The following is a 21,582-nucleotide window of genomic DNA, read 5'->3' on the forward strand; positions in this document are numbered from 1 at the left end:
CGGCCCGAAGGCCGTTTCTTTTACTGTGACAGACTCAACCGCCCAGATACGCCTCGCGCACTTTCGGGTCGGTCAGCAGGGCTTCGCCGGTGCCTTGCATCACCACCCGGCCGTTCTCCAGCACGTACGCCCGGTCGGCGATTTTCAGCGCCTGGTTGGCGTTCTGCTCCACCAGGAACACCGTCACGCCATCCTTGCGCAGTTGCTCGATGATGTCGAAGATCTGCTGGATGATGATCGGTGCCAGGCCCAGGGAAGGCTCGTCGAGCAGCAGCAGCTTGGGTTTGCTCATCAGCGCACGGCCGATGGCGAGCATTTGCTGTTCACCGCCGGACATGGTGCCGCCGCGCTGGGTAAAGCGTTCTTTCAGGCGTGGGAAAAGGTGCAGGACCTTGTCCATTTGTTCCTGATAGTCGCCCTTGTCGGTGAAAAATCCGCCCATGGCGAGGTTTTCTTCCACGGTCAGTCGGGCAAATACCCGACGGCCCTCAGGTACCACGGCGATGCTCTTGCGCATGATCCGCGCCGAGTCCTGGCCCACCAGTTCCTCACCCATGTAGCGGATGCTGCCGCTGTGGGCCTGGGGCGAACCGCAGAGCGTCATCAGCAGGGTGGATTTGCCGGCACCGTTGGCACCGATCAGCGTGACGATTTCGCCCTGGCGGACTTCGACGTTGACGCTGTGCAGGGCCTGGATCTTGCCGTAGAAGGTGGAAACGTTTTCGAACTGCAGCATTTACGCTTCCCCCAGGTAGGCTTTGATCACTTCAGGATTGTCGCGGATCTGTTCCGGCGTACCGTCGGCCAGGGGCGTGCCCTGGTTGATCACGACGATGTGGTCGGAAATGCTCATGACCAGCTTCATGTCGTGCTCGATCAGCAGCACGGTGACGTTGTGCTCCTCACGCAGCACGCCGATCAGGGCCTTCAGGTCTTCGGTTTCCTTCGGGTTCAGGCCGGCGGCCGGTTCGTCGAGCATGAGGATCCGCGGACGGGTCATCATGCAACGGGCGATTTCCAGGCGCCGTTGCTGACCGTAGGCCAGGGTGCCGGCGGTACGGTTGGCGAACTCGGTGAGGTTGACCTTGTCCAGCCAGTACTCGGCGTACTCCATGGCCTCGCGTTCGCTTTTGCGGAACGCCGGGGTCTTGAACAGGCCGGCAAAGAAGTTGGTGTTCAAATGACGATGCTGGGCGATCAACAGGTTCTCGACCGCCGTCATGTCCTTGAACAGCCGCACGTTCTGGAAGGTACGCACCACACCCTTGCGGGCGATGTGGTGGCCGGGCAGGCCCTGGATCGGCTCGCCGTCCAGCAGGATAGTGCCGCCGGTGGGCTGGTAGAAGCCGGTCAGGCAGTTGAACACGGTGGTCTTGCCCGCGCCGTTCGGCCCGATCAGGGCAACCACTTGCTTCTCTTTCACGGTCAGGGCCACGCCGTTGACCGCCAGCAAACCGCCGAAGCGCATGCTCAAGTTTTCGACTTTCAGGATCTCGCGGCTCATTTGCGCAGCTCCATGTGGGGGCGTTGCATAGGCAGCAGACCTTGAGGACGCCAGATCATCATCAGCACCATCAAGGCGCCGAACATCAACATGCGGTATTCGCTGAATTCACGCATCATTTCCGGCAGCAGGATCATCACGATCGCCGCCAGGATCACGCCCAACTGCGAGCCCATCCCGCCCAGCACCACGATGGCGAGGATGATCGCCGACTCGATGAAGGTGAAGGATTCCGGCGTCACCAGGCCTTGGCGAGCGGCGAAGAAGCTGCCGGCAAAACCGGCGAACGCAGCGCCGAGGGTAAAGGCCGACAGTTTGATCACGGTTGGGTTGAGACCCAGGGCACGGCAGGCGATTTCGTCTTCACGCAGTGCCTCCCAGGCGCGGCCGATCGGCATGCGCAGCAGGCGGTTGATGACGAACAGCGCGGCCAGGGCCAGCAGCAGGGCAACCAGGTAGAGGAAGATCACCTTGTTGATCGAGTTGTATTCCAGGCCGAAGTACTCGTGGAAGGTCTGCAGGCCTTCGGCGGCTTTACGTTCGAAGGTCAGGCCGAAGAACGTCGGTTTCTCGATGTTGCTGATGCCGTTCGGGCCACCGGTGATGTCGGTCAGGTTGCGCAGGAACAGGCGGATGATCTCGCCAAAACCCAGGGTCACGATCGCCAGGTAGTCGCCGCGCAAGCGCAGGACCGGGAAACCCAGCAGGAAACCGAAGGTGGCGGCCATCATCCCGGCGATGGGCAGGCAGATCCAGAAGCTCAGGCCGAAGTAGTGGGACAGCAGCGCGTAGCTGTAGGCGCCGACGGCGTAGAAACCGACGTAACCCAGGTCCAGCAGGCCGGCCAGGCCTACGACGATGTTCAGGCCCAGGCCCAGCATCACGTAGATCAGGATCAGCGTGGCGATGTCCACCGCGCCGCGAGAGCCGAAGAACGGCCACACCAGGGCCACGACGATCAGGCCCAGCACGATCCAGCGCTGGGTGCTCGGCAGGGTCAGGAAGTGGCTGGCCTTGGCCGGGATCACCGGCAGGCCGGGTGAAGACTTCCACGCCGCGCTGATCTGCGTGCTGAACAGCACGCGCACGAACATCAGCAGCGAGCACACGGCGATGGTCGCCAGGATCGCCGGGCTGGTGCCGTGCACTTCCAGGTTGATGCCGACGATGGTCAGTTTAAGACCCAGTACCGGGTAGGCCACGGCCCAGACCAGCAGGGCGCTGAAAAGCGCCGATTTGAGATGCCTAGTCATACTTTCTCAACCTCCGGGCGGCCCAGGATGCCGGTCGGCCGGAATAACAGAACCAGAACCAACAAGCCGAACGCCACGACGTCCTTGTACTGGTCGCCGAAGATGTCGGCGCCAAAGGCTTCCGCCACGCCCAGCACCAACCCGCCGAGCATCGCCCCGGGGATGCTGCCGATGCCGCCCAGTACCGCGGCGGTGAAGGCCTTCAGGCCCACGAGGAAGCCGGCGTTGGGGTTGATCACGCCGTATTGCATGCTCAACAGCACCGCGGCGATGGCCGCCAGGGCCGCACCGATGACGAAGGTCAGGGCGATGATGTTGTTGGTGTTGATGCCCAGCAGGTTGGCCATCTTGATGTCCTCGGCACAGGCGCGGCAGGCGCGGCCGAGGCGGGAACGGGAGATGAACAGCGTAAGGCCGAGCATGGCGACCAGGGTCACCACGAACACCACGATTTGCATGTAGGAAATCAGCACTTCATGTGCCCCGCCTGGCCCGATGGCAAAGTTGCCCGGGATCAGGTTGGGAATGGATTTGTCCTTGGAGTCTTGCGAAAGCAGTACCGTGTTCTGCAGGAAGATCGACATGCCGATGGCGGAGATCAGCGGGATCAGACGGTTGCTGCCGCGCAGGGGGCGGTAGGCGATCCGTTCGATGCTGTAGCCATAGGAGCTGGTGACGACGATGCTCGCGAGAAACGCCGCGGTCATCAACAGCGGGACACTGTCGAGTCCCATCATGCTCAGCCCGGCGATGGCGATGAACGCCACGTAGGAGCCGATCATGTACACCTCGCCGTGGGCGAAGTTGATCATTCCAATGATGCCGTAGACCATCGTATAGCCGATGGCGATCAGGGCATACGTGCTGCCAACGGTCAGGCCGTTAACCAGCTGCTGGAAGAAGTGATAGATGTCAGGCATTACAGCGCTCCTAAAAACCTGATACGCATTTCACTGGTGGAGTCATTTTCCCGCCCGGGCCCCGTGGATCTGCATCCACTTCGAACACGAGGTTTGCCAGCGAACCGCTGATGACGGTTTTGAGATTTTCAGGTGGGGAGGCTGGCGGATCACGCCAGCGCGGCCCAATACATTTAAAACAAAGCCCACGGCACGCCGTGGGCTTTATTGGCAGTCAGTCAGGCCAGGCCTTACTGAGGCGAAGCTTCGGTTTTAGGTTTGCCGAAATGCCACTCGTAGACCACGAACTTGAAGTCCTTCAGGTCGCCTTTGGCGTCAAAGCTCAAGTCACCGGTAGGGGTCTTGAAGGTGCCGGCGTGGATGGCTTCAGCCACTTTGCCTGCGTCTTCACTCTTGGCAGCCTTGATGGCGTCAGCGATCACGGTCACTGCGGAGTAGGACGGGAACACGAACGGACCGCTCGGGTCTTCTTTCTTGGCCTTGAACGCGTCAGCCAGGGCAACGTTGGCCGGATCCTGGTCGAAGGATTTCGGCAGGGTCACCAGCAGGCCTTCGGAGGATTCCTTGGCGATTTGCGAGATGGAGTCGTTACCCACGCCTTCCGGACCCATGAACTTGGCCTTCAGGCCTTTTTCCTGGGATTGACGCAGGATCAGGCCCAGCTCCGGGTGGTAGCCGCCGTAGTAGACGAAGTCGACGTTGGCTTGCTTGAGCTTGGCGATCATCGAGGAGAAGTCTTTGTCGCCGGCGTTCACGCCTTCGAAGACGGCCACTTTCACGCCTTTGCCTTCGAGGGTTTTCTTCACGGCGCTGGCGATGCCTTCACCGTACTGCTGCTTGTCGTGCAGGACCGCAACGATCTTCGGCTTGACGTGGTCGGCGATGTAGTTGCCGGCCGCAGGGCCTTGGGCGCTGTCCAGGCCGATGGTGCGGAAGATCATCTTGTAGCCGCGAGCGGTGATGTCCGGGCTGGTGGCCGCCGGGGTGATCATGACCACGCCTTCGTCTTCGTAGATGTCGGAAGCTGGCTGGGTGGAGCTGGAGCACAGGTGGCCGACCACGAACTTGACGCCGTCGTTGACGACTTTGTTCGCGACCGCGACCGCTTGTTTTGGATCACAGGCGTCATCGTACTCGACGGCGACGAGCTGCTTGCCGTCGACGCCGCCCTTGGCGTTGATCTGTTCGATGGCCATTTTCGCGCCACTGAACTGCATGTCGCCGTATTGGGCTACAGGGCCGGTCTTCGGGCCGGCGATGCCGATCTTGATGGTGTCGGCGGCAAACGAATGGCTGGCAACCCCGGCCAGAACCATAGCGGCAAACAGTTTGGAAATCTGCTTAGTAGCCTTAGTCATAGTGCTCCACTCATGCTGTTGTAGTTTTTATAGTCCTGGCGCCGTAGCAGCAGAACCGGGTCAGATATCTTGGATACCCTCGCGGAAAATGCCCCCGGCAACTGTACCGGTACAGTGTAGAGCGCCCATTGTTGGCAAGGGAAGCTGGCGCTTGGGGGCAAAACCTGGAGGTGTCGCTTAATTGAAAGAAAAAGACAGAATAGCGGCGGGGTTTGTCCGGTCGTTTCGGCAATCCTTGGCTTTCCTGCGCTTTTCAATCGGTACCGCAATTTGCTACCGGGTTTTTCTGCCAGACCACCGACGTTATCATTCGCGCCGATTTCTTTTCCGGACAGGTCCCATGAATCAAGAACCTAGCACCCTCTATGCCAAGCTGCTTGGAGAAACCGCATCCATCACCTGGAAAGAGCTGGAGCCGTTCTTTGCCAAGGGTGCCCTATTGTGGGTCGATCCGGCACTGGATTTGATCGCCGCCGCCGAGGCCGTCGCCCAGGACGAAGGTACCAAAGTCGCCGCCTGGCTGGCCGCCGACCAGCTCGCCAAGCTGTCTGAAACGCGGGCGCTGGATTTTCTGGAGCGCGATCCGCAGCTTTGGGCGGTGGTGGTTTCGCCGTGGATTATGATCCAGGAAAGGGCGTCGAATTGATTGGTGCACCAAGTTGGTTCGTGTTTTTGCGTTTGAAAAAGTGTGTAGGTGAGTAGCGTGATGGCACCCTGCCGTGGCGAAACGCCACAGGGCAGGGTGACGTATACGTAACGGGAACAGTTCATGGAGCAGCCTTTGGGCTGCTCAATTGTTTCTGGATGTTGTTCAGGTGCAGGATTCAGGACCGCTATCGCGAGCAAGCTCGCTCCCACAGTGGGCCTGTGTATACAAACCCTTGTGGGAGCGAGCTTGCTCGCGATCGAGGCGACGCGGTCCCTGCACCAGCCTCAGTAAGTCCTGCCAGTATGGTTATTGAGGGAAATAACCTTGGTCTTGCCAATGCGGTGACGGTAGATCTCGCGCAGGTACTTGATGGATTTCTTCACGCAGTCGCGGGACAGGCGGATGTCGTTGATCGAGACGAACTTGTCCTTGTCATTGATCAGCTCGCGGTACTTCTTCTCGTACATCGGCTTGATCGCGTACCAGTTGGTGTCGAGGATCTTCGCCGGGTTTTCGAATTCGTTGAGCAGGTCGTCGATGCGTGCTTCGTCGAAGTCCTCATTGATGATGAAGTCCAGGATCGAGTTGTCCAGGGTTTCGTCGAAACGGTACGGGGTGCGGGCGAAGCAGCGTTTGATGAAGGCGACGATCAAGGTCAGGAAATCATCCGACAGGCACGGGCTCTTGGCGATCAGGGTGGTCAGCGACAGGTTCGCCGAGGCGCCGATCACCAGCGCGTAACGCTTGAGCGTGGTGTTGGGGAACAGGCTGTTGAGGTGGGTCTTGAGCCGGTTCAGGTCCATGTAGGACAGCTTGTAGTCCTTGGGCAAGGAGACGATGGACACCACCGACGAGCAGTTCTTGAAGAAGTGCAGGTCATGCAGGGCCGCGGCGTCGTAGCCGGAATTCTTGTATTGCTCCAGGGAGGCGCGGTAGCGCTTGGATTCGATCGGCAACAGGCTGATGCCTTCGATGGCCTGGGTGACTTTGTTGAAGTGCGGCAGGTCGATGGAACGGAAGAACAGGTCGTCGATGTTCAGGCGCGGCGGCTCTTTCTCGAACACCTTGAACTTGTCGCCGCTCGGCACCGGGGTTTCCGGGACGACAGACTCGGCGTAGGCGATTGCCACCGGGCCGGCCAGGCTCATGAACAGGTCGTTGGCGTCCAGGCGAATGGTTTCGCCGATGTCGATGCCGGCACGGCGGAAGTAGTTCTGGTCGTAGTCGGTGGTGACGGCCTGGGCCGTCAGGATGTTGAAGATCTGCTGGGAGATGTACTGGTTGGCATGCTTCTCCATGGCATTGACATCAATGTTCTGGATGTTGCCGTCATCGCTTTCTTCGGCGTAGCGCATGATGTCGTTGGAGATCAGCATCATCGCGTTCCACGGCCGGATACGGCCCATCACGCTGGCTTCGCTGCTGTCTTCGTTGGCGAAGTTGTACGAGAAATCCCATTCTTCCGACAGGTACTTGCACAGCAGGCGTCCGGCGTTGATGTGCAAGGCTTCGGACATTTCGCTGCGGTGGTCGGAAATGTTCGGCAGCACGCAGATGCCGCTGGTGAAGATCGGCTCGAAGACGAAGGAGTGGCCGCTCTTGCTGTCGTGTTCGTCCATCGGCTTGGTGTCGAACGTCTTGTTCATGTACGAGTACTGCTGGGCCAGGCCGAACTCCGAGGCCATGCCCGAGCCGGTACCGCCGCCGGCGCTGAAGATCGAGAAGTACAGGCGCGACTGGTTGGCCTTGATGCCGCAGCTGTCGATCAGGTACGAGTGGATCATTTTCCAGTCGGGGCTGGAGAAGCGCTGGGTGTCCTTGTTCAGGATGATCTTGGCCAGGTACTGGCCCAGGATCGGCGCGTTACCGGCACCACCGGCGTGGACTTCCGACAGGTCCATGATTTTCATTTTGCTGTAGTCGCGCAAGAAGCCGCTTTTTTCGCCCTTGCGCGAGAAACGGATGCGCCCGGCGATGTCCTTGTCCAGGTCGCCGAGCATCACCAGCGGCTCTACCAGGAACACCGGCTTGCTGGCCTTGCTGGTGCCCAGGCGCAGGTTGTTGCGGATCCATTGTGCGGGGCTGTAGCCCTTGTCGCTGTAGCCTTTGTCTTCGGCGTTGAATTCGTTGAGGTAGAACTTGCGGGCGTTGTACACCAGCTCGGCCACGTCCAGGGCGATGTTGGAGCCGCAGCGACCCAGGCCGATCAGGCACACCGACGGGAACTCCTGCTGGGCGCGGTCGTATTCGTCGTCCACCAGGTGCGGCGGGCGCGGGAACACGGTGTCACGCAGGCCGTCGAGGTTATCGAGGATACGGTCGGTGTTGGTTTCGGTGAAATACAGATACTGCTGGGTCGACAGAGGGCGCGGGGGGCTCGACGGCTTCGAGACTTCCGGGCCGTTGGCGGCCGGGCTCAAGGTCAGATCGGATACCGCAGTGGCTGTTTTTTTTGAGGTCATTGTGCGCCATGTGCCTGAACTGGTGGCTCGACGAATGCGATCATCGAACGCTCGCGGATGGGAGTTCGCGCCTGGGTAAACGCGAAAATCGGTCCAAGCGGTCAGGGCTACGGCCTGAGCAGCGCTCGGGATAATCTTTTCCTGATCACGTTGAATCGGCCACCGGACTTCGATCTTTAACCAGCAAAAGGCAAAATGATGGCAATTGTTACAGGAGTTTGATCGGCATCAAGAAATACGCCGCGTCCCATGGGCGGGTATCAGCCTTGCGAATGATTGGAGACAGCTCCCGTGCCGCTGTCTAGATTGCATATCCAGGCCACGGACCGTTGGCCCATAACAATAAAAGAGACGGACCCATGCAGAACTCGACCCAAGCGGCGAATGCCTGGCGCATTCTGTTCCTGTTGTTCCTGGCCAACCTGTTCAATTTCTTCGACCGCACCATCCCGGCGATCATCATCGAGCCGATCCGCATGGAGTGGAGCCTCAGCGACTTCCAGATCGGCATCATCGGCACCGCTTTCACCATCGTTTATGCCATCGCCGGCTTGCCGCTGGGGCGCATGGCCGATACCGGTTCGCGCAGCAAGTTGATGGGCTGGGGCCTGGCGGCCTGGAGCGGACTGACGGCGGTGAACGGCCTGGTGGGCAGTTTCTGGGCGTTCCTGGTGGTGCGCATGGGCGTCGGTATCGGCGAGGCCAGCTACGCACCCGCCGCCAACTCACTGATCGGCGATCTGTTCCCGGCCCACCGTCGGGCTCGGGCGATGGGCATCTTCATGCTCGGCCTGCCCCTGGGCCTGCTGTTGGCGTTCTTCACCATTGGCGCGATGGTCAAGGCGTTCGACAGCTGGCGTGCGCCGTTCTTCATCGCGGCGGTGCCGGGGCTGGTGCTGGCGGTGTTCATGTTTTTCATCAAGGAGCCCAAGCGCGGCGCGGCGGAAACCGTGCAGGTCTCCCAGGAAAAAATCGACAAGCCGGTTCGCCGGGTGCTGGCGATTCCCACCTTCCTGTGGCTGGTGCTGGCAGGGCTGTGCTTCAACTTCGCCACCTATGCCTGCAACTCCTTCCTGGTGCCAATGCTGCAACGTTATTTCCTGATGCCGCTGCACGAGGCGGCCGTGGCCACCGGGATCATGGTGGGCGTGACGGGGTTGTTCGGGCTCACCCTGGGCGGCTGGGTCGCGGACAAGATCCACCAGCGCGTGCCCAACGGCCGCCTGCTGTTTGCCGCGTTCAGCCTGGCGATCTCGACGGTCACCACGGCGTGGGCCCTGCATGCCGGACGCATTGAAATCGGCGTGTTCGTGGCGGTGTTCAGCGTGGGTTGGCTGTTTGCCTATAACTTTTACACCTGCGTCTACACCGCGATCCAGGACGTGGTGGAGCCACGCCTGCGCGCCACGGCGATGGCGTTGTACTTTGCCGGGCTGTATTTGCTCGGCGGCGGCCTGGGGCCGGTGGTGGTGGGCGGCTTGTCCGACTACTTCGCCCGCACGGCCATGGCCAGCGCGGGTGTCGACCAGATGACCGAAGCATTCAAGGCCATCGGCCTGCACGATGCGATGTACCTGATCCCGGTGGCGCTGCTGTTGACCATGGTGTTCCTGTTCCTGGCGTCACGCTGCTTCGTGCGCGATGCCAAGCGGATGAAGGACGGGATGAGCGCGCAGGTGATGTCGCAGGGTGTCGCGGCGACGGCTTGATAGCATTTGTGCGAGCAAGGCTTGTGTGGGAGCAAGGCTTGCCCGCGATGAAGGAGATGCGGTCTTTCAAAAAACCGAGGTGCCTGTTTCGCGAGCAAGCTTTGCTCCCACAATCCTTCTTCACCGATACAGGTTACCCAGCCTTTTCATCCCGCCCACGCAGCAAGCGATTGGGCATCGCCACCGCGGCCGCCAGCCCCAACAGCGATACCGCCGCGCTGATCAACAGCAACTGCCGGAATGTCGCCTGCAATGCCTGGCGCAAGGCGTTCTGGGCCTCGCCCGGGGCGGCGTTGAGGCCGTCCAGCAAGACGTTGCCGGCATGTCCTTCACCGATCAACGACGCGCCGGCGAGTTGGGCCAGGCTTGAATCCTGCAGCAAGGCCAGCAGCAAGGCCGACATCAACGCCACGCCCACTGCGCCGCCAAGGGAACGGAACAGGTTGGTGGTGCTGGTGGCGACGCCGATATCCGCTTGTTGTACCGAGTTCTGCGAACCCACCAATGAGGTGGGGAACTGCATGCCGGAGGCGATGCCGCTGAGCAGCATGAACAGGCTGCTGAGCCAGAACGCGTCAGGCGCAGTGAAGGCCATGCCGAGGATGGCGAAGGGAAAGAGCAGGGCACCGCTCAGGATCATCGGTTTGTAGCGCCCCGTGACCGAGGTCCGGCGGCCGGCGAAATACGCACCGATCGGCAGCCCTATCGCCAGCGGCAACAAGTGCAACGCCGCACTGTCGGCACCGGCGCCGGTCACGCTCTGGAAGCGCAACGGCACCAGCACCGTCAGGGAAATCGCCTGGAAACTGGTGAAGAACACCGTGCACCAGCACAGCACCGCGCTGCGGTTGGCGAACAGGTGCATCGGCAGCAACGGTTCCCGCGCCCGGCGCTCATACCAGGCGAACGTCCCCAGGGCTATCCCCGCGCAACCCAGCAACCCCAGCACTTCACGGCTGTGCCAGGCATGGCCCTGGCCGACCTCGGTGATCCCCAGCAGCAACGCCGTCAGGCCAATGATCAGCAACACGGTGCCCAGGTAATCGATGATCGGCGTGCGTTGCGGTACTGGCAGCCCCACCAGGGTGCGTCGGGCCACCCACCAGGCCGCGAGGCCCAGCGGCAGGTTGATCCAGAACACCCAGCGCCACGACAAGTATTCGGTCATGTAGCCACCGAGCACCGGCCCGGCCACGCTGGCCACCGCGTACATGCTGCTGAAATACCCTTGGTAGCGCCCCCGTTCGCGGGGCGGGATGATGTCGCCGATGATCGCCTGGCTCACCGAAATCATCCCGCCGGCACCGATGCCCTGGACGATCCGCGCCAGCACCAGTTGCTCCATGTTTTGCGCCAGGCCACAGAACAGCGAGGCCAGGGTGAACAGGCCCATGCCGAACAGCATCAGCGGCCGGCGTCCGTAGAGGTCACCGAGCTTGCCGTAGATGGGCACCGCCACGGTCATGGCGACCATGTAGCCGGAAATCACCCAGGCCAGCAGGCTGACGTCGGCAAATTGTGCGGAAATGGCCGGCATCGAGACGGCGACGATGGTCTGGTCCAGCGCGCCCAGGAAAATCGCCAGCATCAGGGCCACCAGCACGCTGCGGATGGCCGGTTTCGGGGCTTGGAGTGTATTGAGCTGAGTCACGGCAGAACCTGCGGGCATTGCGCCGAAGAGGCAAATGGGACGGAGCCCGCAGTTTAAGTCGGTAGGCGGCTATTCGATAGCCTCGTAAGGAAGTCCAACGTAATTTTCCGCAATGGTTTTTCGGCCGGCCTCGGAGTCGAGGAAGTACTCGAGCTCGGCTTCGCTGATGCGCTGGTTGAAGGCATCGTCGTCGAAGCGGTGCAGCATCGAAGTCATCCACCACGAGAACCGTTCGGCTTTCCAGACGCGCCGCAGGCAGATGGCCGAATACTGCTCCAGCAAGTCCACACGGCCGTCGCGATAGACCTTGAGCAGGATGTTGAACAACGTACTGACATCGCTGGCGGCCAGGTTCAGCCCCTTGGCCCCGGTCGGTGGGACGATGTGGGCCGCGTCGCCCACCAGGAACATCCGCCCGTACTGCATCGGCTCGACCACGAAGCTGCGCAGCGGCGCGATGCTTTTCTCGATGGACGGGCCGGTCACCAGGGCTTCGGCCAGGTCGGTGGGCAGGCGGTTTTTCAGTTCATGCCAGAAACGCTCGTCCGGCCAGTCGGCCACTTGTTCCTCGGCAGGGACTTGCAGGTAGTAACGGGTGCGGGTCTTGGAGCGCATGCTGCACAGGGCAAAGCCGCGGGCGTGCCGAGCGTAGACCAACTCTTCGTGAACCGGCGGGGTGTCGGCCAGCACGCCGAGCCAGCCAAATGGGTAGACGCGTTCGAAGACCTTGAGTTTTTCCGCCGGAATGGACTGTCGCGCCACGCCGTGGAAACCGTCGCAACCGGCAATGTAGTCGCAGTCCAGGCGCAAGGTTTGCCCTTCATGCTCGAAGGTCACGAAAGGGTGCTCGGTTTGCATGTCGTGGGGCTGGGCGTTGCTGGCCAGGTACAACGTGCGGGCGCCGGCGGCTTCGCGGGCGGCCATCAGGTCACGGGTCACTTCGGTCTGGCCGTAGACCATGACGTTTTTACCGCCAGTCAGGCCCTTGAGGTCGATGTGCACCCGCCGATCGTTGAGCACCAGTTCAAAGCCGTCATGGGGCAGGCCTTCGGCGTCCATGCGTTGGCCGACGCCAGCCTGGCGCAGCAGTTCGACCATGCCTTGCTCCAGCACCCCGGCGCGGATGCGGCCCAGTACATAGTCCGGGGTCTGGCGTTCGAGGATGACAGTGTCGATGCCGGCGTTGTGCAGCAACTGGCCGAGCAGCAGGCCAGAGGGGCCGGCGCCGATAATAGCGACTTGGGTCTTGAGGGTTTTCATTGTTCTTATGACTCGCACGAAGCACGCGACCAGGGTCGGTGTTGATTATTAGAAATCGAGTGCCTACATTTTTCGCTTGCGGACCTGTCAGTTGAAGGGGAAAACTGAGCCGATACCTGTACTTTCTGCCAATTGGTGCGATTATCGCCCGCAACCCCAGGCCCGGATCCACGTTATGAAAAAACCTGACCTGCCTTCGATCCCGGTGTTCAAGCTCTACGGTGAGAGCCAGGAATGGCCGACCCCGGACCTGCTGCACTGCGAAACCATTTCCAAACGCAGCCGCGAGCATCATTGGGAAATCAAACCCCATCGGCATGCCGATCTGTGTCAGTTGCTGTTTGTCTTCAAGGGCCAGGCGGAACTGGAAATCGAAGGCCGGCGCACACAGCTCACCGAGCCGGCCGTGCAGATCCTGCCGCCGCTGTCGGTCCATGGCTTTCGTTTTTCCGAGGATGTGGAAGGTTACGTGGTGACCCTGGCGGCGCCGCTGGTCACGCACCTGCAAGCGCAGCTGGGGCATTCGGTCAATGTGCTGGCCCAGGCCGAAAGCTACCCGGCCCTCGAGAATGCCGAGTACCTCAACAGCCTGTTCAGCGCCCTGCAGAATGAATACATGGGGCATCAGCCGGCTCGGGAAATGCTGATGCATGCGCTGGTCAGCGTGATCATGGTCTGGGTCAGCCGCCAGGTGATGCAGCGACACACCCAGGCCCAGCGCCCGCAACGGGCCCGGGAATACCTCAACGGGTTCATTCAGTTGGTGGAAGAAACCTATCGCGAGCACGTCAAGGTCGAAGACCTGGCCCATCGCCTGGGCATTTCCGTGTCGCACCTCAACGGCACCTGCCGGGAACTGGCGGGGCAACCGGCGTTGCAGATCATGCACGAGCGCCAGTTGTTGGAAGCCAAGCGCCTGCTGACCTACACCGGCATGACCATCTACGAGATTTCCGAACTGCTCGGTTTTTCCGACCCGACCAACTTCACCCGGCTGTTCCGCCGGCGCGTCGGCATCTCGCCCAAGGCGTTCCGGGACCGGCTCAAGACCGATCAACAGGACGACTGACCACGCCTCAGCGCAGGGCGTTCAGGGTTGCGCTGTGGGGGATGCAGCGTTCGAAGTTGCAGCTGGCGTATTCACGGGGCAGTTGCCTGGCCTGCTCGACCCGGTAGGCCGCAGTGCCATACAGCGCAAGCGTGGCGGCGCAGGTGACGAAAATGGCGAGGCGTCTTCTTGTTTTGATGTTCATGGCGGTGACCTCTGAACGAATACCCGGGGGTACTACTTTCAGCATAGGTCAGCCGTGGCGGGTTGCCAGCCAGGCCGGTATCGCATGTAACTCGATATTCAGAACGCTGATGCCCCTGTGGAGCGAGCTTGTGGGAGCAAGGCCTGTGGGAGCAAGGCTTGCCCGCGATGGCATCGCCTCGGTTTATCCGCTACACCGAGGTGTCTGCATCGCGGGCAAGCCTTGCTCCCACAGATCAGTTCCACAGGGGATTGGGGTGGTCTTTTAACCGGGTTATGCCAGGTGTTCCGGCTTCATCGGATCGCCCGGCTTGACGTCCAGTTGCTTGCGCACGTCTTCGAACATTTTGTCGTAGTACTCGTGCATCGAGCCGATGCTGGCGGTCTTGGGCAGGCCATATTTCCGCGCAATGCGCGTGGCGTAGCGGGCGAAATCGAAGGCCTGGTCCTTGGCCAGGAAGAATGTCTCGTCCAGTGATTTGTCTTCGACGGTGCCATGCACCCGGAATGACATGCCCGTGCCTTCCTTGCCGTCCTGGTCGACCTTATAGTCGATGCACAGGTTGTAGCTGAAATCTTCTTTGGTCAGCGCGTGGCGCTCCATGTGCAGGTGACCGGGTTCGAACATGGCCATAAACGACTCTCCTCAAGGGCGTGGGTGTAGGGCAGACCCCGGATCCGCCCTGCAAGTTTCCTGTTATCGATAAGTGATGCCCGCTGTGGCCGTGCTGATGCGAGTGCCGGCCTGGCCCTGGACGATAGCATCGATGTCCGACAGCGACCCGATCACCGCGACCTTGCCCGTGTTGCGCGCGAACTCGCAGGCCGCCTGCACCTTCGGCCCCATGGAGCCGGCGGCGAAGCCGAGCTTTTCCATTTCGTCGGGGTGGGCCTGGGCGATGGCTTTCTGGGTCGGCTTGCCGAAGTCGATGAACGCGGCGTTGACGTCGGTGGCGATCACCAGTAGATCGCTTTCCAGCTGTTCGGCCAGCAGCGCCGAGCACAGGTCCTTGTCGATCACCGCTTCCACGCCCTGCAGCTTGCCGTCGGTGTCGTACATCGTCGGAATGCCACCACCGCCGGCGCAGATCACGATGCTGCCTTTTTCCAGCAGCCATTTGATCGGGCGGATCTCAAAGATGCGCTTGGGCCGTGGGCTGGCGACCACCCGGCGGAACTTGTCGCCGTCCGGGGCGATGGCCCAGCCTTTCTCGGCAGCGAGTCGTTCCGCGTCCGCTTTGCTGTAGACCGGGCCGATGGGCTTGGTAGGGTTCTGGAAGGCCGGGTCGTTGCCATCCACTTCGACCTGGGTCAGCAGCGTGGCGAAGGGGACTTCGAAGTCCAGCAGATTGCCCAGTTCCTGTTCGATGATGTAGCCGATCATGCCTTCGGTTTCGGCGCCGAGCACGTCCAGCGGATACGGCGTGACCGCGGTGTAGGCCGCCGCCTGCAACGACAGCAGGCCGACCTGCGGGCCGTTGCCGTGGGCGATGACCAGTTGGTTGCCGGGGTGGATCTTGGCGATCTGTTCGGTCGCGGTGCGGATGTTGCTACGTTGGTTGGCAGCGGTCAGGGGTTCACCCCGACGCAGGAGGGCGTTACCGCCCAGGGCAACGACGATGCGCATGGTGCTGTCCTTTCAAAAATGGATCGGGAACGCAGTACCCCTGTGGGGTTTGTGGGAGCAAGGCTTGCCCGCGATGCAGGCACCTCGGTGTAGCTGATGGACTGAGGCGATGCCATCGCGGGCAAGCCTTGCTCCCACAGGTATTGCTCCCACAGTTCTGCTCCAGAGCGCGCGAATGCATGAGGTCCTAGATATCCGCCAGCGCCGACACCAGGATCGCCTTGATGGTGTGCATGCGATTCTCCGCCTGCTCGAAGGCGATGTTGGCCGGGGACTCGAACACCTCCTCGGTCACTTCCACGCCATTGGCCAGGTTCGGATAGCGGGCGGCGATGTCCTTGCCGACCTTGGTTTCGCTGTTGTGGAACGCCGGCAGGCAATGCATGAATTTCACCCGTGGGTTGCCCGAGGCTTTCATCATTTGCGCGTTGACCTGGTAAGGCAGCAACTGCTCGATGCGTTCATCCCAGGCTTCCACCGGTTCGCCCATGGACACCCAGATATCGGTGTGGATGAAGTCCACGCCCTTGACCGCTTCTTTCGGATCCTCGGTGATGGTGATGCGCCCGCCGCTCTCGACGGCGAAGGCCTGGCACTGGTCGATGAAATCCTGATGCGGCCACAGGGCTTTCGGCGCGCCGATGCGCACGTCCATGCCCAGTTTGGCGCCGATCATCAGCAGCGAATTGCCCATGTTGTAGCGGGCATCGCCCAGGTAGGCGTAGCTGATGTCATGCAACGGCTTGTCGCTGTGCTCGCGCATGGTCAGGGTGTCGGCGATCATCTGGGTGGGGTGGAATTCGGCGGTCAGGCCGTTGAACACCGGCACGCCGGCGAACTTGGCCAGCTCCTCGACGATCTCCTGTTCGAAGCCCCGGTACTCGATGGCGTCGAACATCCGCCCCAGGACCCGGGCGGTGTCTTTCATGCTTTCCTTGTGGCCGATCTGCGACGACACCGGGTCGATGTAGGTGACGTGGGCGCCCTGGTCATGGGCCGCGACTTCGAAGGCGCAGCGGGTGCGGGTCGAGGTTTTCTCGAAGATCAGCGCGATGTTCTTGCCCTTGAGGTGCGGCTGTTCGGTGCCGGTGTACTTGGCACGCTTGAGGTCGCGGGACAGGTCCAGCAGGTAGTGCAGCTCGCGGTTGGTGTGGTGCATCAAGCTCAGCAGGCTGCGGTTGCGCATGTTGAAAGCCATGATATGGATCTCCTTGGGTTTCGGTTATCCCCTGGGCTGCGTTCGATAAACACTGGCCCAGGCTCGAAGGTCAGTAGTCGATCGGGTCGCGGATGATCGGGCAGGTCATGCAGTGGCCACCGCCGCGGCCACGGCCCAGCTCGCTGGCGCTGATGGTGATGACTTCCACCCCGGCCTTGCGCAGCAGGGTATTGGTGTAGGTGTTGCGGTCGTAGCCGATCACCACGCCCGGCTCCACGGCCACCACGTTGTTGCCGTCGTCCCATTGTTCACGCTCGGCGGCGAAGCTGTTGCCGCCGGTTTCCACCACGCGCAAGGCCGGCAGCTTGAGGGCAGCGGCCACGGTGTCGAGGAAGCTGCCTTCTTCGCGGCGCACATCGATGCCGCCGGGCTTACTCTCGTCAGGGCGCAGGGAGAAGGCGACGATCTGGCTCACCACTTCCGGGAAAACCGTGACCAGGTCGCGGTCGCAGAAACTGAAGACGGTGTCCAGGTGCATGGCGGCGCGGGACTTCGGCAGGCCGGCGACGATGACCCGCTCCACGGCCTTGTGCTTGAACAGGTTCAGTGCCAGTTGGCCGATGGCCTGGCGGGACGAGCGCTCGCCCATGCCAATCAACACTACGCCGTTGCCAATGGGCATCACGTCGCCGCCTTCGAGGGTGGCGTTGCCATGTTCCTGGTCCGGGTCGCCGTACCAGATCTGGAAGTCAGCCTGGGTGAACTCGGGGTGGAATTTATAGATGGCGCTGGCGAGCAGGGTTTCCTGGCGCCGCGCCGGCCAGTACATCGGGTTCAAGGTCACGCCGCCGTAGATCCAGCAGGTGGTGTCGCGGGTGAACTGGGTATTGGGCAGCGGCGGCAGGATGAAGCTGGAGTGCCCGAGGAAGTCGCGGAACATCTGGATGGTCTTGCCACCGAAGCTGTCCGGCAGGTCGTCGGCCGAGACGCCGCCAATCAGGAACTCGGCGATATGGCGTGGCTCCAGGCTGCGCAGCCACGAACCGACTTCATTCACCAGGCCCAGGCCCACCGAGTTGGCGGTGATCTTGCGCTGCAGGATCCAGTCCAGGGCTTCGGGGATGGCGACGATGTCGGTCAGCAGGTTGTGCATTTCCAGCACGTCGATGCCACGCTCGCGCATCTTGGTGACGAAATCGAAATGGTCGCGCTTGGCCTGGTTGACCCAGATCACGTCGTCGAACAGCAGCTCGTCGCAGTTGTTCGGGGTCAAGCGTTGATGGGCCAGGCCTGGGGAACACACCATGACTTTACGTAATTTACCGGCTTCGGAATGAACGCCGTACTTCACTTTTTCCGTGGTCATTACAAATCCTCCCGTTAAAACAATCAGCCAGCTACAAGGTCAGGAAGCCGTCGTAGAGCCCATAGGCGGCCACCAGGGCGCCTGCGATCACTGCGGCGAAAATCAGCTTCTCGACAGAGGTGAAAACCGGTTTGCCCAACTCGTGCTTGGCCTTGGCGAACAGAATCGCGCCGGGGGCATAGAGCAGGGCGGAGAGCAGCAGGTACTTGATCCCGCCGGCATACAGCAGCCACACCGCGTAGATCAGGGCGATGGCGCCGATGAGCAGATCCTTGCGCCGTTCGGCCGCGAAGCCTTCGTAGGTCTCGCCGCGCACCGCCAGCAGCACGGCGTAGGCCGCCGACCACAGGTACGGCACCAGGATCATCGAGGTGGCGAGGTAGATCAGTGACAGGTAAGTGCTGGCCGAGAACAGCGTGATGACCAAAAACAGCTGGACCATCGCGTTGGTCAGCCACAGGGCGTTGGCCGGTACGTGGTTGGCATTCTCCCGGCGCAGGAACTCGGGCATGGTGTGGTCTTTGGCGGCGGCGAACATGATCTCGGCGCACAGCAGCACCCAGGACAGCAGGGCGCCAAGCAGCGAGATGATCAGGCCGACGCTGATCAGCACCGCGCCCCAGTGGCCCACGACATGCTCCAGCACGGCGGCCATGGACGGGTTCTGCAGCTTGGCCAGTTCAGGTTGGGTCATGATGCCCAGTGACAGCACGTTGACCAGCACCAGGAACAGCAGCACGGTGATGAAACCGATGACCGTGGCCTTGCCGACGTCGGAGCGTTTCTCGGCCCGTGCGGAGAAGATGCTGGCGCCCTCGATGCCGATGAACACCCACACGGTGACCAGCATCATCTTGCGCACCTGGTTCATCACGCTGCCCAGGTCCGGGTTTTTCACGCCCCAGATGTCGGCGGTGAAGATGTCGAGCCTGAAGGCGAACACTGCGATCAACACGAACAGCAGCAACGGCACGACCTTGGCAATGGTGGTCACCAGGTTGATGAACGCCGCTTCCTTGATGCCGCGCAGCACCAGGAAATGCACTGCCCACAGCAATACCGAGGCGCCGATCACCGCGGCAACGGTGTTGCCTTCACCGAAAATCGGGAAGAAGTAGCCCAGGGTGCTGAACAGCAGTACGAAGTAGCCGACGTTGCCCAGCCAGGCGCTGATCCAGTAGCCCCACGCGGAAGAGAAACCCATGTAGTCGCCGAACCCGGCCTTGGCGTAGGCATACACGCCGCCGTCCAGGTCGGGCTTGCGATTGGCGAGGGTCTGAAAGACAAAAGCGAGGGTCAGCATGCCGACGGCGGTAATGGCCCAGCCAATCAGTACCGCACCGACATCCGCGCTGGCGGCCATGTTTTGTGGCAGGGAAAATATCCCGCCGCCGATCATGGAGCCGACAACCAGGGCAACTAACGCACCCAATCGAAGTTTTCCGGGGGTATCAGACATTTACGAGACTCCAATGCAGGAGAAGAGAGTCGACAGAATAAGTCGATTTGAAAGTTGAATACCTGATCTGGATCAGTGCATGACAACATTCCATTGTTAATGAAGGAGTTGAGTGCTTTCCTTCACGTCCATAAGTTGCCAGGAGGCCCGTTTTAGAGGCTTCGGCAAGGTGTGGCGAGGCGGGTTTCATCCCGTAGGATTATTCACGCTAGTTGATTTTTTCTGGATCGCAACTATTTTGTAGGTTGTTTTCATGACAGAAATAATCGTCTGGCGTGGTCTTTCTTAATTGCTGTCCTGGACAATGGTCGGATTAATAATCCCTCGGACTTTGCGCGCGTGACGTTATTCAAAAACGTTATGTCGCATTATTTACTTAATGAGCGAGAAAGATGCCGCAGCCGATTGAAAAGTTACGACTCGGTGCGCTGGTGGCGCTGGTGGTGGGGTCGATGATCGGTGGCGGGATCTTTTCCCTGCCGCAGAACATGGCGGCCCGGGCCGACGTTGGAGCGGTGCTGATCGGTTGGGCCATTACCGCCGTCGGCATGCTGACCCTGGCCTTCGTGTTCCAGACCCTGGCCAATCGCAAGCCGGAACTGGACTCGGGTGTCTATGCCTACGCCAAGGCCGGTTTCGGCGACTACATGGGTTTCTCTTCCGCGTGGGGCTACTGGATCAGTGCCTGGATGGGCAACGTCGGCTACTTCGTATTGCTGTTCAGCACCCTGGGGTATTTTTTCCCGGTGTTCGGCCAAGGCAACACGCCGGTGGCCATCGCCTGTGCATCGTTGCTGCTGTGGGCGGTGCATTTCCTGGTGCTGCGCGGCATCAAGGAAGCAGCGTTCATCAACCTGGTGACCACCATCGCCAAAGTGGTGCCATTGGTGATGTTCATTGTCATCGCCGCGGTGGCGTTCAAGGCCGAGGTGTTCACCCGGGACATCTGGGGCGAGATGAACCCGGACCTGGGTAGCGTGATGGACCAGGTGCGCCACATGATGCTGGTCACGGTGTTCGTGTTCATTGGCATCGAAGGCGCCAGTGTCTATTCGGCGCGGGCGGAAAAACGCGCGGATGTCGGGCGGGCGACAGTGATCGGCTTCCTCGGGGTCCTGGCGCTGCTGGTACTGGTGAACGTGTTGTCCCTGGGGATCATGACCCAGCCTGTACTGGCGCAACTGCAGAACCCCTCCCTGGCCGGTGTCCTGGAGCATATCGTCGGGCCTTGGGGCGCGTTGTTGATCAGCCTCGGCCTGGCGGTGTCGTTGTTGGGCGCGCTATTGTCCTGGGCGCTGTTGTGCGCCGAAATTCTCTATGCCACCGCCAGGGACAAGACGATGCCGGCGTTCCTGACCAAGGAAAACGCCAACCGTGCGCCGGTCAACGCGTTGTGGCTGACCAATGGCATGATCCAGTTGTTTTTGCTGATTACCCTGTTTTCCGCGGGCACCTATACCAGCCTGATCTACCTCGCGTCATCGATGATCCTGGTGCCGTACCTGTGGTCGGCAGCCTATGCGGTGTTGCTTTGCGCACGGGGCGAAACCTATGGACAAGCCTCGGCCCGGCGCATGAAGGACCTGTGTATCGGTGGCGTTGCGCTGTGCTATGCGGTGTGGTTGCTGTATGCCGGCGGCGTGAAGTACCTGCTGCTGTCGGCGCTGTTGTATGCGCCGGGGGTGATCCTGTTTGCCCAGGCCAAGCGCGAGCAGCGCCAACCCTTGTTCACCCATGTGGAAAAAGGCGTCTTTGCCTGCGTGATGTCCGGGGCGGGCTTGGCGGCGTATGGGTTGTACAGTGGGTTTTTGGCGTTGTGAGGCTTACCGGGAGGTTGAGGTGACGCCTTGGCGAGAGGGTTATGTGGGAGCAAAGCTTGCTCGCGAAACAGGCGCCTCGATTTCTGAGAGACTGCGGCGCTTCCATCGCGGGCAAGCCTTGCTCCCACATCAA

18 protein-coding genes are annotated in these 21,582 nt (G+C 61.1%); 4 read left to right on the forward strand and 14 right to left on the reverse strand.

Annotated features, from left to right (window positions below):
• Positions 1–34: 34 nt before the first annotated feature.
• The 5 genes from J4E53_RS12220 to J4E53_RS12240 form a co-directional block, all read right to left on the reverse strand.
• The gene (locus J4E53_RS12220) at positions 35–736 is read right to left on the reverse strand and encodes an ABC transporter ATP-binding protein (protein WP_003184675.1); all 702 of its coding nucleotides are present in this window, start codon (positions 734–736) and stop codon (positions 35–37) included.
• Positions 737–1,504, reverse strand: coding sequence for a high-affinity branched-chain amino acid ABC transporter ATP-binding protein LivG (livG, locus tag J4E53_RS12225; RefSeq protein ID WP_060738896.1), 768 nt, complete (start codon positions 1,502–1,504; stop codon positions 737–739). It abuts the gene before it with no gap.
• Positions 1,501–2,757, reverse strand: coding sequence for a high-affinity branched-chain amino acid ABC transporter permease LivM (locus J4E53_RS12230; RefSeq protein ID WP_060738895.1), 1,257 nt, complete (start codon positions 2,755–2,757; stop codon positions 1,501–1,503). The genes livG and J4E53_RS12230 overlap by 4 nt, the downstream gene beginning before the upstream one ends.
• Positions 2,754–3,677 carry a high-affinity branched-chain amino acid ABC transporter permease LivH gene (gene livH / locus J4E53_RS12235; protein ID WP_060738894.1) on the reverse strand — a complete coding sequence of 308 codons (924 nt, stop codon included), beginning with the start codon at positions 3,675–3,677 and terminating at the stop codon, positions 2,754–2,756. Before livH ends, J4E53_RS12230 begins: the two co-directional genes overlap by 4 nt.
• Before the next feature lie 230 nt (positions 3,678–3,907).
• A complete protein-coding gene (locus J4E53_RS12240; RefSeq protein WP_103308796.1) occupies positions 3,908–5,035 on the reverse strand; it encodes a branched-chain amino acid ABC transporter substrate-binding protein in 1,128 nt (375 codons plus the stop codon).
• 340 nt (positions 5,036–5,375) lie between these two features.
• Between J4E53_RS12240 and J4E53_RS12245 the strand changes: the two genes are divergently transcribed.
• On the forward strand, positions 5,376–5,681 hold the full coding sequence (locus J4E53_RS12245) for a DUF2288 domain-containing protein (protein ID WP_053119051.1): 306 nt from the start codon (positions 5,376–5,378) through the stop codon (positions 5,679–5,681).
• Positions 5,682–5,968: 287 nt separating this feature from the next.
• On the opposite strand, the gene J4E53_RS12250 is transcribed toward J4E53_RS12245, so the two are convergent.
• Entirely contained in the window at positions 5,969–8,146 is a 2,178-nt protein-coding gene (locus J4E53_RS12250) for a hypothetical protein (protein ID WP_060738892.1), read from the reverse strand.
• 359 nt (positions 8,147–8,505) lie between these two features.
• On the opposite strand from J4E53_RS12250, the gene J4E53_RS12255 reads away from it, so the two are divergent.
• A complete protein-coding gene (locus J4E53_RS12255) occupies positions 8,506–9,855 on the forward strand; it encodes an MFS transporter (protein WP_060738891.1) in 1,350 nt (449 codons plus the stop codon).
• A 133-nt stretch (positions 9,856–9,988) separates the two neighbouring features.
• Here J4E53_RS12255 and J4E53_RS12260 read toward each other — a convergent pair whose 3' ends face one another.
• A complete protein-coding gene (locus J4E53_RS12260; RefSeq protein ID WP_219734429.1) occupies positions 9,989–11,524 on the reverse strand; it encodes an MDR family MFS transporter in 1,536 nt (511 codons plus the stop codon).
• A gap of 51 nt (positions 11,525–11,575) precedes the next feature.
• Positions 11,576–12,766, reverse strand: a complete 1,191-nt coding sequence (gene pobA / locus J4E53_RS12265; RefSeq protein WP_060738889.1) for a 4-hydroxybenzoate 3-monooxygenase — start codon at positions 12,764–12,766, stop codon at positions 11,576–11,578.
• 175 nt (positions 12,767–12,941) lie between these two features.
• On the opposite strand from pobA, the gene J4E53_RS12270 reads away from it, so the two are divergent.
• Complete coding sequence (locus J4E53_RS12270) at positions 12,942–13,835, forward strand: helix-turn-helix domain-containing protein (protein WP_092203951.1); 894 nt, start codon at positions 12,942–12,944, stop codon at positions 13,833–13,835.
• Positions 13,836–13,842: 7 nt separating this feature from the next.
• On the opposite strand, the gene J4E53_RS12275 is transcribed toward J4E53_RS12270, so the two are convergent.
• The 6 genes from J4E53_RS12275 to arcD (J4E53_RS12300) all read right to left on the reverse strand — a co-directional run bounded on the left by J4E53_RS12275 (position 13,843) and on the right by arcD (J4E53_RS12300) (position 19,629).
• Positions 13,843–14,019, reverse strand: coding sequence for a hypothetical protein (locus J4E53_RS12275; RefSeq protein ID WP_162843733.1), 177 nt, complete (start codon positions 14,017–14,019; stop codon positions 13,843–13,845).
• Between the two features lie 273 nt (positions 14,020–14,292).
• Positions 14,293–14,652 (reverse strand): DUF5064 family protein, encoded by a 360-nt coding sequence (locus J4E53_RS12280; RefSeq protein ID WP_060738887.1) that lies wholly within the window; start codon positions 14,650–14,652, stop codon positions 14,293–14,295.
• A 63-nt stretch (positions 14,653–14,715) separates the two neighbouring features.
• Positions 14,716–15,645: a carbamate kinase gene (gene arcC, locus J4E53_RS12285; RefSeq protein WP_103308798.1), complete on the reverse strand. Its 930-nt coding sequence runs from the start codon at positions 15,643–15,645 to the stop codon at positions 14,716–14,718.
• 187 nt (positions 15,646–15,832) lie between these two features.
• On the reverse strand, positions 15,833–16,843 hold the full coding sequence (locus J4E53_RS12290) for an ornithine carbamoyltransferase (RefSeq protein WP_103308799.1): 1,011 nt from the start codon (positions 16,841–16,843) through the stop codon (positions 15,833–15,835).
• Positions 16,844–16,913: 70 nt separating this feature from the next.
• A complete protein-coding gene (gene arcA, locus J4E53_RS12295) occupies positions 16,914–18,170 on the reverse strand; it encodes an arginine deiminase (RefSeq protein ID WP_060738884.1) in 1,257 nt (418 codons plus the stop codon).
• A 31-nt stretch (positions 18,171–18,201) separates the two neighbouring features.
• Positions 18,202–19,629, reverse strand: a complete 1,428-nt coding sequence (gene arcD / locus J4E53_RS12300; protein WP_103308800.1) for an arginine-ornithine antiporter — start codon at positions 19,627–19,629, stop codon at positions 18,202–18,204.
• Positions 19,630–20,021: 392 nt separating this feature from the next.
• On the opposite strand from arcD (J4E53_RS12300), the gene arcD (J4E53_RS12305) reads away from it, so the two are divergent.
• On the forward strand, positions 20,022–21,449 hold the full coding sequence (gene arcD, locus J4E53_RS12305) for an arginine-ornithine antiporter (protein WP_060738882.1): 1,428 nt from the start codon (positions 20,022–20,024) through the stop codon (positions 21,447–21,449).
• The last annotated feature ends 133 nt before the right edge of the window (positions 21,450–21,582 follow it).

This window comes from Pseudomonas sp. FW305-28 (assembly GCF_017351395.1).
Lineage (GTDB): Bacteria > Pseudomonadota > Gammaproteobacteria > Pseudomonadales > Pseudomonadaceae > Aquipseudomonas > Aquipseudomonas fluorescens_AA.